Below are 15,265 nucleotides of genomic sequence, written 5' to 3' on the forward strand. Positions count from 1 at the left end.
GCGAACGGGTCGTGCCATTCGCGTGCCAGATCTTGCGGGAAACCACGGGGAACAGCGGGGGACTGGCCCCAGGCGCAACCAGGACGCCAACTCCCCTCTGCCGCGTCAGCGCAGCAACGGCCGCCGAAAACCCCAAGCTTCCGCAGCTGAGGTCCCGGCAGAGCGCCGAAGTCGGCTGCTCTCGCAGTGAAGCTGGCGGCCGTCATGGACGATGACCGCATGCATTACTTCAACGGAACGGGCTGGCTCGCGATCTTCACCGACACGGAAACGGTGACCGGGCGGACCGTAGACGTGGACGCCTGGGAGGAGGCAACGGGCGTGGCCCTCGTCGTCGATCCCCAGCGCGGCACTCGGCGACCGGTCGTGATTACCCGTCGCCCGACTACGGCAGGGGCATACGCTTGGCGTGAGGTGAGTGCCGATGTCTACAGGGTTGGCAGACAACGTCAGGAAGTTTCGGCGTACGGCCGGGCTCAGCCAGGAGGGCTTGGCTGAGGCGGCAGATCTCTCGCTGAGTACCGTGCGCAAGGCGGAGCAGGGCGGGCACCTCAGTATGGACACGCTTGCTGCCCTTGCCCGTGCGTTGGGGGTCTCGACGTCTGCCCTGTTCGCCACGGAGGCGCCGAAGTCCGTACTGGGTACGGAGGATGAGGTGAATCGGCGCTATCTGGCGGAGTTGAGGCGGGCTCTCATGCCACCTATCGGGCTGTCGGTGCCGTTGTCCGAACCCGGTGACGCTGGGGAAGTGTCCGCCATTCGGCAAGGTGTGCAGGACGGTCACGCGCTCTACCAGGCCGACCGGTACACGTCCGTCGCGCGGAAGTTGCCTGGCCTGCTGCGTTCCTCAGAAGCTGCCGTTGCCGTCCTTGAAGGTGAGGAGCGGCAGCATGCCGTGATCGCGCGGGCTCATGCCCTGTTGCTCACGGGCAAGTTCCTGACCCAGGTTCGGCAGTACGACATGGCGTATTTCGCGCTCGCCGAGGCTATCCGCCTTGCCCGTGAGACGGGTCAGACTCAGTTGGCGGCGACGGGAGTTGTGGGGCTGTGCTGGCTCCTGCTGCGGCAGGACCGGTTCGACGAGTCGGAGCAGCTTGCGGCGCAGACGGCAGAGCAGGTCGAGCCGCGTATGTCCGGTGCGACGCCTGCGAGCCTTGCTGTGTGGGGTGAGTTGTGGCTGAGGGTTGCGGCGGCATCGGTGCGCAACAACCGGCCGGATGTGGCGCAGGAAGCGCGCAGGATGGCGCGGACCGCTGGGGGCGCGCTGGACGCTGAACACGTCGACTTCCCCACCCATTGGGGCGCGTTCGGCCCCGTCACCGTTGGTGCGAAGGCTGTTGAAGATCTGGCGCTGGTCGGGGATTCGCGGGGTGTGCTCCGACAGGTCGATGACGGGCCGCTGAGCGCCAAGGCGATGCGGAACTACGGGGCGTTGAGCCCGAACAACTGGGGCCGGCATCGGCTGGACGTCGCCCGCGCTCACGTCGGGCTCGGGTCGCACCAGGATGCCATGGACGAGCTGACCCGCATCCGGCGTACGTCCAGCGAGTGGATGACCCATCAGCCCATGGCCCGGCTCGTGATGGCGGACATCCTCAAGACCCGCAAGCGGACGTTGACGGAAGACATGCGCAGCATGGCGGCTCATCTCCGGGTTGCCGGGTAGTCGTTGCGCTGCGTGGTACTTCGGTCGCTCAACGCGCTGGACTACCGCTCTGAGCACGTGGAATGAGCTTCTGAGCGCGCATAGGTTCCCTCTACCGAGCAACAGATCAGAGGGGGCCGAAGCGATGCAGAGAACGGACAGCGACCGGCGGCAGCGGCTTGATCCTGCCGCTACGCGATCGGGACACCGACCCCGGTTACTGCCCTGGACGACGGAGGACGGCAAGCGGTGCTTGCTGAGCACCGACGAAGGCGGGTTCATGTCCCGGCTCGCCGACGACTTCGAAGCCGCGCAGCTCGCCATGGGCGCGGAGACGCTCACCGAAGCGTCCGAGGTGCTGGACAATCCCATGTCCACGCATGCCGAGGTGCGGTACGCGCTGCTGCGGCTGACGGAATGCCTGGCCGGCGCGCTGCTGATCGCGGAGAGCCGAGGGCTTCGTCTGTCCGTCCCCGAGGGCGACGAGGACAACGAAGCCGACGAAGTCGACGACAGCCCCGCACAACCCGCCGAGGTGTCCGCATGAGCCGGGCCGTGCTGGGCTACGTCCTCCACACGATCCACCATGAGCCGGAAGGCGGAGTCGCCTTCGAAGCCTTCTGTGTGACACCCGGCTGTGACGAGAATTCCGGCTCGCAGGAGGCGCAGGAACCGGCCCAGGACTGGTGTCTGCGCCACACCGGCCGTACCGGTCATGACCTCTTCCGTCGTGTCGTCACCGACCATGCTCGCGTAACGCGGGCCGAGTAGGCCCCCGCCCGCTGGACGGCGAGCAACCTCCAGCGGCCGGCACCGCCCCGTTCGTGTGCCTCCCCAGTCGCGCATGGGCGGGGCTTTCCTCTGCTCATGCGCTCAGCCAGATGGGCGTCCGGGCCTGGGCTGAAGAAGCGGCCGGGGCGGGTGGGCGGGAAACACGGTTGCGAGGATCGGACCATTTCAGGAAGCCGGTGCGGCGCACGTTGTCCACAGGCGCCACGCCTGCCCACGTGGCGACGTACCCTGGACACCCCCCGGCCCGTCACACGTGTCGGGCGGTTCGCGTTGCCCACTCCTGACGAACCCCAGCCGAACCTCGGACGAAAGCCCCCTCATGAGCCTGCACGGTCTGCTCGATGTCGTCGTCAAGGACGCCGCCCTCGCGGAAGCGGTCAAGGCCGCCGGTGGCGGCAACCGGATGCATGTCGACCTGGTCGGACCGCCCGCCGCGCGCCCCTTCGCCGTGGCCGCGCTGGCCCGGGAGGCCGGGCGCCCGGTGCTGGCCGTGACCGCGACCGGCCGGGAGGCCGAGGATCTCGCCGCCGCCCTCAGGTCGCTGCTGCCGCCGGACGGGGTCGTGGAGTACCCGGCCTGGGAGACCCTCCCGCACGAGCGCCTCTCCCCGCGCAGCGACACCGTCGGCCGCCGCCTCGCCGTACTGCGCCGCCTCGCCCACCCCACCACCGACGACCCGGAGACCGGCCCGGTCTCCGTCGTCGTGGCACCCGTACGTTCCGTACTCCAGCCGCAGGTCAAGGGGCTCGGCGACCTGGAGCCGGTGGCGCTGCGGACCGGGCGTACGGCCGACCTCAACACCGTCGTCGAGGCGCTGGCCGCCGCCGCGTACTCGCGCGTCGAGCTGGTCGAGAAGCGGGGCGAGTTCGCCGTACGCGGTGGCATCCTCGACGTCTTCCCGCCCACCGAGGAGCACCCCCTCCGGGTGGAGTTCTGGGGCGACGACATCGAGGAGATCCGGTACTTCAAGGTCGCCGACCAACGGTCCCTCGAAGTCGCTGAGCATGGGTTGTGGGCTCCGCCCTGCCGCGAACTGCTCCTCACCGACCAGGTACGGGAGCGGGCCGCCGCGCTCGCCGAGGCCCACCCCGAACTCGGCGAGCTGCTCGGCAAGATCGCCGAGGGGATCGCGGTGGAGGGCATGGAGTCCCTCGCCCCGGTTCTCGTCGACGACATGGAACTGCTGCTCGACGTCCTGCCCAAGGGCTCCATGGCCGTCGTATGCGATCCGGAGCGGGTGCGGACGCGGGCCGCGGATCTTGTGGCGACCTCGCAGGAGTTCCTGCAGGCCTCCTGGGCGGCCACGGCGGGCGGCGGCGAGGCGCCCATCGATGTCGGCGCGGCCTCGCTGTGGTCCATCGCGGACGTACGGGACCGGGCGCGCGAGCTGGACATGATGTGGTGGTCGGTCTCGCCCTTCGCCGCCGACGAGGAACTGGACGCGGACACCCTCAAGCTGGGCATGCACGCGCCCGAGACCTACCGCGGGGACACCGCGAAGGCGCTCGCCGACACCAAGGGCTGGCTCGCGGACGGCTGGCGCACGGTGTACGTCACCGAGGCGCACGGCCCGGCTGCCCGTACGGTCGAGGTGCTGGGCGGGGAGGGCATCGCCGCCCGCCTGGAGTCCGACCTGACCTCCCTGACGCCGTCCGTCGTGCATGTGGCGTGCGGCTCGATCGACTTCGGGTTCGTGGATACAGCTCTCAAGCTCGCAGTGCTGACCGAGACCGACCTCTCCGGGCAGAAGGCGGCGGGCAAGGACGGCGCCCGGATGCCCGCCCGGCGCCGCAAGACCATCGACCCGCTGACCCTCGAAACCGGCGACTACATCGTGCACGAACAGCACGGTGTGGGCCGGTACATCGAGATGGTCCAGCGGACCGTGCAGGGTGCCACTCGTGAGTATCTGGTGGTGGAGTACGCGCCCGCCAAGCGTGGTCAGCCCGGCGACCGGCTCTACATCCCCACCGACCAGCTCGAACAGATCACCAAGTACGTCGGTGGCGAAGCACCCACCCTCCACCGGCTCGGCGGCGCCGACTGGACCAAGACCAAGGCCCGTGCCAAGAAGGCCGTCAAGGAGATCGCCGCCGATCTCATCAAGCTGTACAGCGCGCGGATGGCGGCCCCCGGGCACGCGTTCGGGCCGGACACGCCCTGGCAGCGCGAGCTGGAGGACGCCTTCCCGTACGCCGAGACGCCCGACCAGCTGACCACGATCGCCGAGGTCAAGGACGACATGGAGAAGACGGTCCCGATGGACCGCCTGATCTGCGGCGACGTCGGCTACGGCAAGACGGAGATCGCCGTCCGTGCCGCCTTCAAGGCGGTCCAGGACGGCAAGCAGGTGGCTGTCCTCGTCCCCACAACTCTCCTTGTACAGCAGCACTTTGGGACCTTCGGCGAGCGCTACTCCCAATTCCCGGTCAATGTGCGGGCGTTGAGCCGCTTCCAGACGGACACCGAGGCCAAGGCCACCCTGGAGGGCTTGCGGGAGGGCTCGGTCGATGTCGTCATCGGTACGCACCGACTCTTCTCCTCCGAGACCAAGTTCAAGGATCTCGGGCTTGTCATCGTCGACGAGGAGCAGCGGTTCGGCGTCGAGCACAAGGAGCAGCTGAAGAAGCTTCGCGCGAATGTGGATGTGCTGACCATGTCCGCCACCCCCATTCCCCGTACGCTCGAAATGGCCGTCACCGGCATCCGCGAGATGTCGACGATCACCACCCCGCCCGAGGAACGCCACCCGGTGCTGACCTTCGTCGGACCGTACGAGGAGAAGCAGATCGGCGCCGCGATCCGCCGTGAACTCCTGCGCGAGGGCCAGGTGTTCTACATCCACAACCGGGTCGAGTCCATCGACCGGGCGGCGGCACGGCTGCGCGAGATCGTCCCGGAGGCGCGGATCGCGACCGCCCACGGCCAGATGTCCGAGCAGGCGCTGGAGCAGGTCGTCGTCGACTTCTGGGAGAAGCGGTACGACGTCCTCGTGTCGACGACGATCGTCGAGTCCGGCATCGACATCTCCAACGCCAACACACTGATCGTGGAGCGCGGCGACAACTTCGGGCTGTCCCAACTCCACCAGCTGCGCGGGCGAGTTGGGCGTGGGAGGGAGCGCGGTTACGCCTACTTCCTCTACCCGCCGGAGAAGCCCCTGACCGAGACCGCGCACGAGCGGCTCGCGACCATCGCCCAGCACACCGAGATGGGCGCGGGCATGTATGTCGCCATGAAGGACCTGGAGATCCGTGGCGCCGGAAACCTCCTCGGCGGCGAACAGTCCGGGCATATCGCGGGAGTTGGGTTCGATCTGTACGTGCGGATGGTCGGCGAGGCCGTCGCGGACTACCGGGCCTCCCTGGAAGGCGCGGTGGAGGAGGAAGTGCCGCTGGAGGTCAAGATCGAGCTGCCGGTCGACGCCCACGTCCCGCACGACTACGCCCCCGGCGAGCGACTGCGCCTGGCCGCCTACCGTGCCATCGCCGCCGCGAACACCGAGGCCGACATCAAGGCCGTACGGGAGGAACTCGTCGACCGCTACGGCAAGTTGCCCGAGCCGGTCGAGAACCTGCTGCTCGTGGCGGGGCTGCGGATGCTCGCGCGGGCCTGCGGGGTCGGCGAGATCGTGCTCCAGGGCACCAACATCCGCTTCGCGCCGGTGGAGTTGAGGGAGTCGCAGGAGCTGCGGCTGAAGCGGCTGTATCCCGGGACGGTCATCAAGCCGGCCGCCCACCAGATCCTCGTACCGCGCCCCAAGACCGCGAAGGTCGGCGGAAAGCCGTTGGTCGGGCGGGAGTTGCTGGGGTGGACCGGGGAGTTCCTGGCTTCGATCCTGGGGTCCTAGGGTCCTAGTACATACGAACTTTCCTGGTGCATACGGGACTTACGGAAAGCCGTCCGCGGCAGGTTGGCATCCGCGGACGGCTTCCGTTACTTGGTGGGTCTTCCCCTCGGTGGGGTCTTCGCGACCTCCGGGGCCAGGGCAGGCCCTAGGACTGGTCGGGCCTGTTGGGATCGCGGTCGCGGTCCATGCCCATCGTGCCCTCGACCCTCTGCTGAGCGTCGTCGACCTGGCTCTCGTACTTGTTGCCCGTCTTCTTGTTGATCTGTTTTTCCGCAGTGTCGGAGGCGTTCTGTCCCGCCTTGCCGCGCATCTGCTCCTTGATCTTGTCGAAGATGCCCATCCAGAGCTCCTTCCGGAGGTGAGTCAGCAACGACGATACGCCCGGTATGCGGAATACGCCCCTTGAGTGCCGGTGGGCGCCCTGTGGTGCGGAAAGCCCGACCGCTAGCCTGGCGACCAGGGAAAACAGGTCGAACAGTCGCACATGGGAATTCCGTGCACGGGGAGCAGGGGAGGGACGCAGCGTGATGCGTGTGAGGGGTGGGGGCGTCGCCGCCGTCGTACTCGTGGTGGGGTTCGCTGTCGGCGGGTGCGACGGTACGACCCTGGGGTCCGCCGGGCCCGAGGAGAGCGCGAGTGGTGCGGCCGGCGGGGGCGGTGGCGGCGGGGGTGCGGCGCTCGCCGCCGTCGACTCGCTGACCGTGAAGGGGCGGGCGCCCAAGACGGGGTACGACCGGGACCGGTTCGGCAGTGCGTGGGCGGACACGGACTCCAACAAGTGCGACACCCGCGACGACATCCTCCAACGGGACCTGGCCGCCGTGAAGTTCCGCAGCGGCGACGACTGCAAGGTGGCCTCGGGGGAGCTGGAGCCGGACCCGTACAGCGGCAAGGACGTGACGTTCACTCGGGGCCGCAGTGAGGTGGACATCGACCACATCGTCGCCCTCTCGGACGCCTGGCAGAAGGGCGCCAAGTACTGGGACGCCAGCAAGCGCATAGCCCTGGCCAACGACCCGCTCAACCTGCGTGCCGTCGACGCGAGCACCAACCGCAGCAAGGGCGACGGCGATACGGCGACGTGGCTGCCGCCGAACAAGGCGTACCGCTGCACGTATGTCGCCAACCAGGTCGCCGTCAAGAAGAAGTACGAGCTGTGGGTGACGGAGGCGGAGAAGGCCGCGATGAAGAAGGTGCTGTCGGGGTGCGACGGGCAGAAGCTGCCGACCGGCGGTAATCCGACGGAGGCGCCCGCGCGGTTCCATGCGAGCTGAGTTTGGGGCCGGGGAGTTGGTGAACCGGCGTTGGGGTGGGCGTCTGCTGGGGGCTGCCGCCCCCAGGCCCCCGCTTCGGCCTGAACGGCCTCGTCCTCAAACGCCGGACGGGCTGGAAATGCGGGCCGGGGCTGGATAGTGCACGCGCGGGGCTGGATGGTGCCGCGCGGAGCTGGATGGTCCGCGCGGAGCTGGATGGTGCCGGGTGGAGCTGGATGGTGCCGCCCGGGGCTGGGGGCGTGGCCCCGATCCGGCTACCGTGACTTTCCATGGAGCTGAAGGTCTCGTCCCTCGCCGAACGCCCCGAGATGTATCGCCAGGTCGTCGAAATGCCCGACACCTGGCCGGAGTTCATGCACCACGACTTCACGGGCAACGCCCACTACGACCGGATCGCCACCGAACTCCCCGAGTACGTCCTGTTCGCCGAGGACGGGCGGGGCGAGGTCGTCGCCCACGCCTACGCCGTGCCCTTCGCACTCGCCGCCGACGGGCGGGGCGAACTGCCCGCCCGTGGCTGGGACCAGGTGCTGGTGTGGGCGTTCCAGGACCTGCGCTCCGGGACCCGGTCCGACACGGTGAGCGCGATCTCGATCGTCGTCTCCCCGCACACGCAGGGCACGGGACTGTCCGGACGTATGCTCGCGGCGATGCGGGACAACGCCGCCGCACACGGCTTCCGCGAGGTCGTCGCCCCGGTCCGGCCCAGCGCCAAGCACCTGGAGCCACGGACCCCGATCGCCGAGTACGCGTACCGGGTCCGCGCGGACGGACTGCCCCACGACCCGTGGCTGCGCGTGCACACCCGAGCCGGCGCCACGATTGTCGCCATGGCACCGGCGTCGATGTGTATCGCGGCCTCACTGGAGGAGTGGCGCGCCTGGACGGGGCTGCCCTTCGACCGCGAGGGCGAGGTGGAGGTGCCCGGGGCGCTGGCACCGGTGCGGTGCGACCTCGAACACGGGTACGGGGTGTACGTAGAGCCCAATGTGTGGATGCGGCACCAGCTGTGACCGGTGGGGGCCGCTATCCGCCCAGCGCGTCCAGGTCGAGGATCTCGCCGGTGGGCTTCGTGGCCGCGACCGGCTTGTCGTACTCGCTGAAGGCGATGGTCCCCGGGTCCTTCGCGGACTTGCTCTCGAGCCGGAGGATGTAGGGCTTGCCCTGCGTGGCGACGTACAGCGTGTAACTGTCCTTGCCGTCCTTCTCGTTGACGACGAGGGCCGGCGTACCGTCCACGGTGGTCGTGGCACCGCGTGTCGCGTCGGTGTCGGACGCGGCGCCGGCGCTGCCGCCGGACTGGGCGTCCTTGAAGTCGGCCAGCACACTGTCCAGGTCGCAGAACCCCGCGATGTCCTTGGCGTCGGCGCCGGTCGCGGCCATCTTGGTCCACTTCCCGGCGAGCATGGCCACGACCCCGTCGGTCTCCTCCTTCGACGAGCCGTCGCTCTGCGCCCGCAGGAACTTCTCGTCGTACTTCATGTAGAGGGTGCCGCCGGTCTTCACGACGTCGGCCTTGCCCTCACCGCCCATGCTCATCGTCCCGGCGCACTCGCCCCGCTTGTCCAGCGCCATGTCGATCCGGATCGTGCCGCCGCTCTCGTCGTCCGGCACATCGCCCGTCATACGGAGCGACGAGGCACCCGAGGTCGCCGTCAGCGCGCGCTCGGCTATCTCGCCACCGGTCAGCCCGTCGAACGGGGCCTTCGTTTTGGTGGCCGCGTTGTCGGCGGTCTTGTCTGCTGTCTTGTCGGCCGCCTTGTCCTCACCGGGCAGACAGCCGGCGACTCCGGCGACGCTGACGACGGTGAGACAGAGGGCGGCGAGTGTGGTTCGGCGCATGGCAGTTCCTTCGAGCGAGGGTTCTTGGTGAGGGACGAACTGAGCTGAGAAGTGACGAGCTGAGCTGAGAAATGCGGGCGGCGGTGGCGCGGTCCCCGGCGCTGCGCCACCGCCGCCCGGCTGGGGAGGGGAGGAGAGAGAAAGGGGGGAGAGAAAAGGGGGGGAGGGAAAGGGGGGCAGGGAACGGGACGTCAGCCCGTCTTCACCCAGTCCTTGCAGCCCGTCGTCTTGAAGTAGCCGTCGGAGGCGCTGATCGTCGCGACGGCGGTGCCGTTGACGTTGTTGTTCGCGATGATCGAGTCGATCCCGTGCGAGGCGTCCTTCGACCGCTCCCAGTAGCAGAGGTCGTCGGCGTTGCCCGTGGACTTGTACGTCCCCGGCGCGATGTCCGCGCCCACCCTGAACATGCCGCCGTTGCCGGCCATCTTCGCCGCGGGCGTGCCCTTCGCCTTCAGGTCGACGGCCTCCCAGTCCTTGCAGCCGCTGGACTTGAAGAGCTTGTCGGTCGCCAGGATCGTCACATAGCTGGTGCCGCTGACGTTGTCGTTGGCGAGCAGCGAGTCGATCTCACCGGAGGCGTCCTTGGCACGCTCCCAGTAGCACATGTCGTCGGTGTTCCCGCTGGTCCGGTACGTACCGGGCTTGACATCACTGCCGACCTGGAAGTCCCCGTCCCCCTCGATCGCGACCACCTTGTCGACGACCTCCGCACTGTCCGCGCCGTCCGCGGATCCGGCGCTCGACCCGCTGCCCCCGGGCTTCTGCCCCGCCGACGCCGACGACCCCTTGTCTCCGCTGCCCCCGGAACCCCCGTCCCCGTCGCCCCCGGACGTCGCCGACGCGACCCCGATGACGACGATCCCCACGACGGCCCCCAGCGCGACCTTGCCCTTCATACCCATGACAGTCCCCTCCCCGTTACGGCGACCGCCTCCTTGTGGCGGCCCGCTCGTTCGCTGGGTCAATAAGATCAGAGCGTGTGAACCGAGTCAACACGGTTTACGCGATGTCTTGTGTACACGCCCGTGAATGGGTAGATCTTGCGTACGCCGCTATGCTCGGCGTCACACGTGAAACGAGGGCTGCACGACCAGGGCTGTGTACGGGTGACCAGAGCCGTACACGGGAACGCCGGGGCCGTGCGCGGAACGAGGGGAGCGCGGCGCGTGCAGGACAACGCCACGGAAGTGACCGCCGCCGGAATCGCACGGCTCGCGGGCGTCGGACGCGCCGCCGTCAGCAACTGGCGCCGCCGTCACGCCGACTTCCCCAAGCCGGTCGGCGGCACCGAGACCAGCCCCGCCTTCGCCCTCGCCGAGGTCGAGTCCTGGCTCCGCCGCCAGGGAAAACTCGCCGAAGTACCCCTCCGTGAACGCGTCTGGCAACAACTCGTCGGCCACCCCGAGGGCCCGGCCACCGCCCTCGTCCACGCGGGCTGCGTCCTGCTGCTCATCCACGACCGCCCGACCGTCTGGCTGGAGCTGGGCGCGGTCTCCGACGAACGGCTCGCCGCACGTCTCCCCGGCACGCTGGAGCAGGTGATCGTCCCGCGCTTCGGTGTCGCGGGGAAGCGTGGTGTTCACAGGCAGGGTGCGGGGCGGGGGGTTCACACGCCGTCCGTCGCGCAAGGAGTTCACAGTCCGACTGATGTTCGGGGTGTTCACACACCGCAGGGGGTGGGGGGCGGGGTGAGTGTGAACGGGCCGGGGAGTGTGAACAGTCCGGGTGGTGTACACGCCTCATCCGGCGCCCCCGCCGGCTCGGAGGGTGTGAACACCCCGGGTGCCGTGAACGCGTGGCCCGCCGTTCACACCCCCACCGGCCCCGAACTCCTCCCCTCCGTCCCCCTCCTCCGCGGTGTCGCGGAACTCGCGGCCGAGATGGGGGCGCGGCAGGCGTACGAGTTTCTGGTCGGGCGGCATCTTGATGCCAATCCGCGGCAGTACACGCTCACGCCGGCCGAGTTGGCCCGGCTCATGGGGGATCTCGCCGGGGCGGCGCGTACCGTGCTCGATCCGGCCTGTGGGACCGGGGCGCTGCTACGGGCCGTTCCCGTACCCGGCGCGCGGGAGGCCGAACGGGACGAGGTCGAGCGGGAGCTGTACGGGCAGGACAGCGCCCCCGAGCTGGCCACGCTCACCGCGCTCCGGCTCGCGCTGCAGGGGCGGACCGTGGTCGTGCGTACGGCTGTCGGGGACACGCTCAGGGCCGACGCGTATCCCGGGCTCAGGGCCGATGTCGTGCTCTGCCATCCGCCGTTCAACGAGCGGAACTGGGGGCACGACGAACTCGCGTACGACGCCCGCTGGGAGTACGGCTTCCCTGCGCGCAACGAGTCCGAGCTGGCCTGGGTGCAGCACGCGCTCGCGCGGCTCCGGGACGGTGGCACCGCCGTACTGCTGATGCCGCCGGCCGCGGCCTCCCGGCGTTCGGGGCGCCGTATCCGCGCCGATCTGCTGCGGCGCGGGGCCCTGCGCGCGGTGATCGCGCTGCCGGTCGGCGCGGCACCCCCGTACAACATCCCGCTGCATCTGTGGGTGCTGCGGCGGCCCGACAAGGCGCCCGCGCAGCCCGAGGTGCTGCTCGCCGACACCGGGAGCGTTGCCGACCTCACCGGGCACTCCGGGCGCGGTGGGCTCGACTGGGAGGCCGTTCGCACCGCCGTCCTCGGCGCCTGGCGGCCCTTCGAGCGGGCCGGTACGGCGGTCGAGCAGCCGGGGGTGTCGCGTTCCGTGCCCGTCATCGAACTCCTCGACGACGACGTCGACCTGGCCCCCGCCCGCCACCTCCCGCCGGCCGCCGCGGGCGACGGCGAGCACCTGGGCGACGTACGGGAACGCCTCGGCGAGACCCTCCGGCTGACCGCCGATCTCACCCCGCCCGCACCCACCGGACCCGCCGAGGGATCGGCCGGGCGCTGGCCGATCATCACCATCGGTGAACTCGCGCGCGGGGGCGCCCTGGTGATGCGTACGGGCGGAAACGGCGGCCACGCGCGCGTGCCCGTGCTCACCGACCACGACGTCCTCGCCGGAACCGCCCCCTCCGGGACGCTGCCCGAGAGCGACGAGGAGGCCGTGCTCGTCGAGGCCGGTGATGTCGTTGTCCCGGTGCTCGGCGGCGGGTCCGTCGCGCGCGTGGTCGACGACGCGACCGCGGGGGCCGTTCTCGGCCGCAGCCTCGTCCTCCTGCGGCCCGATCCGGCCGCCCTCGACCCGTGGTTCCTCGCCGGGTTCCTGCGCGGCACCGCCAACAACCGGCAGGCCAGCAGCTACGCGTCCACCGCGACCCGGCTCGACGTGCGCCGACTGCAGCTGCCCCGGCTGACGCTGGACGAACAGCGGCGTTACGGGGCGCGGTTCAGGGCGCTCGCCGAGTTCGAGGAGGCACTGCGGCACGCGGGCCGGCTCGGCGGACAGCTCGTGCGGGGCATGTACGACGGGCTGACCGACGGGACCGTCGCGCCCGACTGACGGTCCGGCGGCTTCCGACGCCCCGCGTGCCGCGATCGGCGGCACAACGGTCACGACAACGGTTCGGTACAACCCGGACCCGTTGTCGGTGTCGGCCTATACGCTCGGACTCCGACACCCAACCTGTCACTTGTACCTGTCGCTCGTATCACTCGTACGTCCGTCCCCGTCGGCATCATCCGGTCCAGGAGCAGTCATGTACGGCCCCGGCGCGCCGCCGCCCATCCGCAGCGAGAACACCGTCATCACCCTGCGCGTGCTCTTCACCGCGGCCGGCTTGCTCACGTGCGGCTTCCTCTCGTGCGTGCCGCTGTTCCGGGTCGCCATGCTGCGCGGCCGGTGGTTCAACTGGACGGCGGCCTGGGTGAGTCTGCCGCTGTCCATCGTGTGCTTCGCGGTGGTCGGCACGCTGAAGGAGAGCGACGCCAAGGGCGACATCGCCCTCGCCACCGTCATGATCCTGGGCGCCCTCAGCAGCGTGTACTTCCTGGTCATGGACATTCGGTTGGTGGACAGCCAACGGCGGCAGTACGCCGGTTACGCGCCCACCCAGGCCCCGACCGTGCCCTCCGGGTACGGCTACCCGCCCCAGCCCATGTCGCCGTACGCGGCCATGCCGACCGGGCCGCAGCATCCCCCTGTGCCCGCCATGCCCCACACACCGATACCTCAGCCGCAGGCTCCTGCACCCCAGCCGCCCGTCTCCCACGGCCCTGGCCCCGGCCCCGTGCCGCTGCCCCCGGCGCGGCGCCCCGCGCCCGCCCGTATCGACCAGGTGCGCGCCGAACTCGACGAGCTGAGCGACTACCTGCGCAAGCACGACGGTAACGGCCACGGCAATGGCAGCCACGAGGGCGGACGGTGAGCGTGGGGACGACGGGACGCGTCATCGCCGACCGGTACGAACTGTCCACGCTCATCGGGCAGGGCGGCATGGGCCAGGTGTGGACGGCGTACGACCAGCGGCTCGACCGGCGGGTGGCCGTGAAACTGCTGCGGCCTGACAAGGTCGCGGGCCAGGAGGCCGACGAGCTGCGCCGCCGCTTCGTGCGCGAGTGCCGGGTGACCGCGCAGGTCGACCACCCCGGGCTCGTCACCGTGCACGACGCGGGCAGTGAGGGCGAGGAACTGTTCCTCGTCATGCAGTACGTCGACGGCGCCGACCTCGCCGACCACCACGCCGAACACGACCCGTACCCCTGGCAGTGGGCGGTCGCGGTGGCCGCGCAACTGTGCGCCGTGCTGAGCGCCGTGCACGCCGTCCCGATCGTCCACCGCGACCTCAAGCCGCGCAACGTGATGGTGAAGCAGGACGGCACGGTGACCGTCCTCGACCTGGGCGTCGCCTCGGTCATGGACACCGACACGACCCGCCTCACGCACACCGGTTCGCCCATCGGCTCGCCCGCCTACATGGCCCCCGAGCAGGCGATGGGCGGCGCGGTCGGCCCGTACACGGACCTGTACGCACTCGGCGTACTCCTCCACGAACTCCTCAGCGGGGACGTCCCGTTCTCCGGCTCCACGGCCCTCGGGGTGCTCCACCGGCACCTGTACGAGCCGCCGCTGCCCGTGCGCCGCCTCAGACCCGAGGTGCCGGAAGCCCTGGAGGCGCTCGTCCTGCGGCTGCTCGCCAAGGACCCGCAGCACCGGCCCGCCTCCGCGCAGGAGGTGTACGAGCACCTGGCACTGCTCCTCCCGGAGCGCGGGATGCCCACCGGAGCGCCCCTCGACCCCACACGCCCCTTCCTGCGCCCGCACGCCCCCTGGCCGGACCGCGCCCGCACCCCCGCACCGCAGCCGACGGCCGCCCCGGTCGCCGAGCGGCCCGACGTCGCCGGAGCCGTCGACGAGGTCAAGCGCCTCCTCGGCGAGGGCCGCATCACCCAGGCCGTCGACATCCTCGGCTCGATCCTGCCCGCCGCCGCCGACCAGCACGGCGAGCACTCCCCGGTCGTCCGCACCCTGCGCAAGCAGTACGCGGCCACCCTCATGGACGACGGCCAGTACCGGCGCGCGCTGCCCGAACTGCGCCGCCTCGCCGACGAACGCGCCGCCGAGGCCGGCCAGGCCGACCCCCAGTCACTGCGCTTCCGCTACGAGGCCGCCCAGTGCCTCGAACAGCTCGGCGAACCGGCGGCGGCCCTCGCCGAGTACCGCGCCCTGCTGCCGTACTACGAGAACCAGTACGTCGCCGGCGACCCCGAACTCTCCCTCGACGTCCGCCGCCGCATCGGCCACCTCCTCCTCGCCCTAGGCGACCGCACCGCCGCCCGCGACACCCTCGCCCGCCTCCTCCACGACGTGGACCGCCTGCGCGGCCCCGGGCATCCACTGGCGGCGGAGATCCGGCGGACCTTGGAGTGGCTGGGGCAGGTCCGCGGCTAGC

General features: G+C 70.2%; 12 protein-coding genes. 9 read left to right on the forward strand and 3 right to left on the reverse strand.

From position 1 onward, the window contains the following. The first annotated feature begins 424 nt into the window (after nucleotides 1-424). The 4 genes from LUX31_RS27800 to mfd all read left to right on the forward strand — a co-directional run bounded on the left by LUX31_RS27800 (nucleotide 425) and on the right by mfd (nucleotide 6,287). Nucleotides 425-1,666 carry a helix-turn-helix domain-containing protein gene (locus tag LUX31_RS27800; protein ID WP_235478048.1) on the forward strand — a complete coding sequence of 414 codons (1,242 nt, stop codon included), beginning with the start codon at nucleotides 425-427 and terminating at the stop codon, nucleotides 1,664-1,666. A gap of 232 nt (nucleotides 1,667-1,898) precedes the next feature. Further along, nucleotides 1,899-2,192: a hypothetical protein gene (locus LUX31_RS27805; RefSeq protein ID WP_235478049.1), complete on the forward strand. Its 294-nt coding sequence runs from the start codon at nucleotides 1,899-1,901 to the stop codon at nucleotides 2,190-2,192. Next, nucleotides 2,189-2,416: a DUF7848 domain-containing protein gene (locus LUX31_RS27810; RefSeq protein ID WP_235478050.1), complete on the forward strand. Its 228-nt coding sequence runs from the start codon at nucleotides 2,189-2,191 to the stop codon at nucleotides 2,414-2,416. The genes LUX31_RS27805 and LUX31_RS27810 overlap by 4 nt, the downstream gene beginning before the upstream one ends. 340 nt (nucleotides 2,417-2,756) lie before the next feature. Next, nucleotides 2,757-6,287, forward strand: a complete 3,531-nt coding sequence (gene mfd, locus LUX31_RS27815) for a transcription-repair coupling factor (RefSeq protein WP_235478051.1) — start codon at nucleotides 2,757-2,759, stop codon at nucleotides 6,285-6,287. A gap of 145 nt (nucleotides 6,288-6,432) precedes the next feature. Here the strand turns inward: mfd and LUX31_RS27820 are convergent, their stop codons facing one another. After that, nucleotides 6,433-6,627 carry an antitoxin gene (locus LUX31_RS27820; RefSeq protein ID WP_235478052.1) on the reverse strand — a complete coding sequence of 65 codons (195 nt, stop codon included), beginning with the start codon at nucleotides 6,625-6,627 and terminating at the stop codon, nucleotides 6,433-6,435. A 187-nt stretch (nucleotides 6,628-6,814) separates the two neighbouring features. Here LUX31_RS27820 and LUX31_RS27825 point away from each other — a divergent pair, with 187 nt between their 5' ends. Then, nucleotides 6,815-7,561 (forward strand): HNH endonuclease family protein, encoded by a 747-nt coding sequence (locus tag LUX31_RS27825; RefSeq protein ID WP_235480084.1) that lies wholly within the window; start codon nucleotides 6,815-6,817, stop codon nucleotides 7,559-7,561. A 269-nt stretch (nucleotides 7,562-7,830) separates the two neighbouring features. Next, entirely contained in the window at nucleotides 7,831-8,574 is a 744-nt protein-coding gene (locus LUX31_RS27830) for an N-acetyltransferase (protein WP_235478053.1), read from the forward strand. A 13-nt stretch (nucleotides 8,575-8,587) separates the two neighbouring features. Here the strand turns inward: LUX31_RS27830 and LUX31_RS27835 are convergent, their stop codons facing one another. Together LUX31_RS27835 and LUX31_RS27840 are read right to left on the reverse strand one after the other, a co-directional pair. After that, nucleotides 8,588-9,403 carry a hypothetical protein gene (locus LUX31_RS27835; RefSeq protein ID WP_235478054.1) on the reverse strand — a complete coding sequence of 272 codons (816 nt, stop codon included), beginning with the start codon at nucleotides 9,401-9,403 and terminating at the stop codon, nucleotides 8,588-8,590. A 191-nt stretch (nucleotides 9,404-9,594) separates the two neighbouring features. After that, nucleotides 9,595-10,305, reverse strand: coding sequence for a hypothetical protein (locus LUX31_RS27840; RefSeq protein WP_235478055.1), 711 nt, complete (start codon nucleotides 10,303-10,305; stop codon nucleotides 9,595-9,597). A gap of 264 nt (nucleotides 10,306-10,569) precedes the next feature. Here LUX31_RS27840 and LUX31_RS27845 point away from each other — a divergent pair, with 264 nt between their 5' ends. From LUX31_RS27845 to LUX31_RS27855, 3 genes are all read left to right on the forward strand, one after another. Further along, nucleotides 10,570-12,876, forward strand: a complete 2,307-nt coding sequence (locus LUX31_RS27845) for an N-6 DNA methylase (RefSeq protein ID WP_235478056.1) — start codon at nucleotides 10,570-10,572, stop codon at nucleotides 12,874-12,876. 196 nt (nucleotides 12,877-13,072) lie between these two features. After that, the gene (locus tag LUX31_RS27850) at nucleotides 13,073-13,741 is read left to right on the forward strand and encodes a hypothetical protein (RefSeq protein WP_235478057.1); all 669 of its coding nucleotides are present in this window, start codon (nucleotides 13,073-13,075) and stop codon (nucleotides 13,739-13,741) included. 41 nt (nucleotides 13,742-13,782) lie between these two features. Continuing rightward, a complete protein-coding gene (locus tag LUX31_RS27855; protein ID WP_268828268.1) occupies nucleotides 13,783-15,264 on the forward strand; it encodes a serine/threonine-protein kinase in 1,482 nt (493 codons plus the stop codon). The last annotated feature ends 1 nt before the right edge of the window (nucleotide 15,265 follow it).

Source organism: Streptomyces sp. GQFP (genome assembly GCF_021545335.1).
Classification (GTDB): domain Bacteria; phylum Actinomycetota; class Actinomycetes; order Streptomycetales; family Streptomycetaceae; genus Streptomyces.

Coding starts and splice junctions, on each gene's coding strand:
- LUX31_RS27820 (WP_235478052.1), bottom strand. CDS start 6,627: ATGGGCATCTTCGACAAGATCAAGGAGCAGATGCGCGGCAAGGCGGGA.
- LUX31_RS27810 (WP_235478050.1), top strand. CDS start 2,189: ATGAGCCGGGCCGTGCTGGGCTACGTCCTCCACACGATCCACCATGAG.
- LUX31_RS27800 (WP_235478048.1), top strand. CDS start 425: ATGTCTACAGGGTTGGCAGACAACGTCAGGAAGTTTCGGCGTACGGCC.
- LUX31_RS27835 (WP_235478054.1), bottom strand. CDS start 9,403: ATGCGCCGAACCACACTCGCCGCCCTCTGTCTCACCGTCGTCAGCGTC.
- mfd (WP_235478051.1), top strand. CDS start 2,757: ATGAGCCTGCACGGTCTGCTCGATGTCGTCGTCAAGGACGCCGCCCTC.
- LUX31_RS27840 (WP_235478055.1), bottom strand. CDS start 10,305: ATGGGTATGAAGGGCAAGGTCGCGCTGGGGGCCGTCGTGGGGATCGTC.
- LUX31_RS27825 (WP_235480084.1), top strand. CDS start 6,815: ATGCGTGTGAGGGGTGGGGGCGTCGCCGCCGTCGTACTCGTGGTGGGG.
- LUX31_RS27830 (WP_235478053.1), top strand. CDS start 7,831: ATGGAGCTGAAGGTCTCGTCCCTCGCCGAACGCCCCGAGATGTATCGC.
- LUX31_RS27850 (WP_235478057.1), top strand. CDS start 13,073: ATGTACGGCCCCGGCGCGCCGCCGCCCATCCGCAGCGAGAACACCGTC.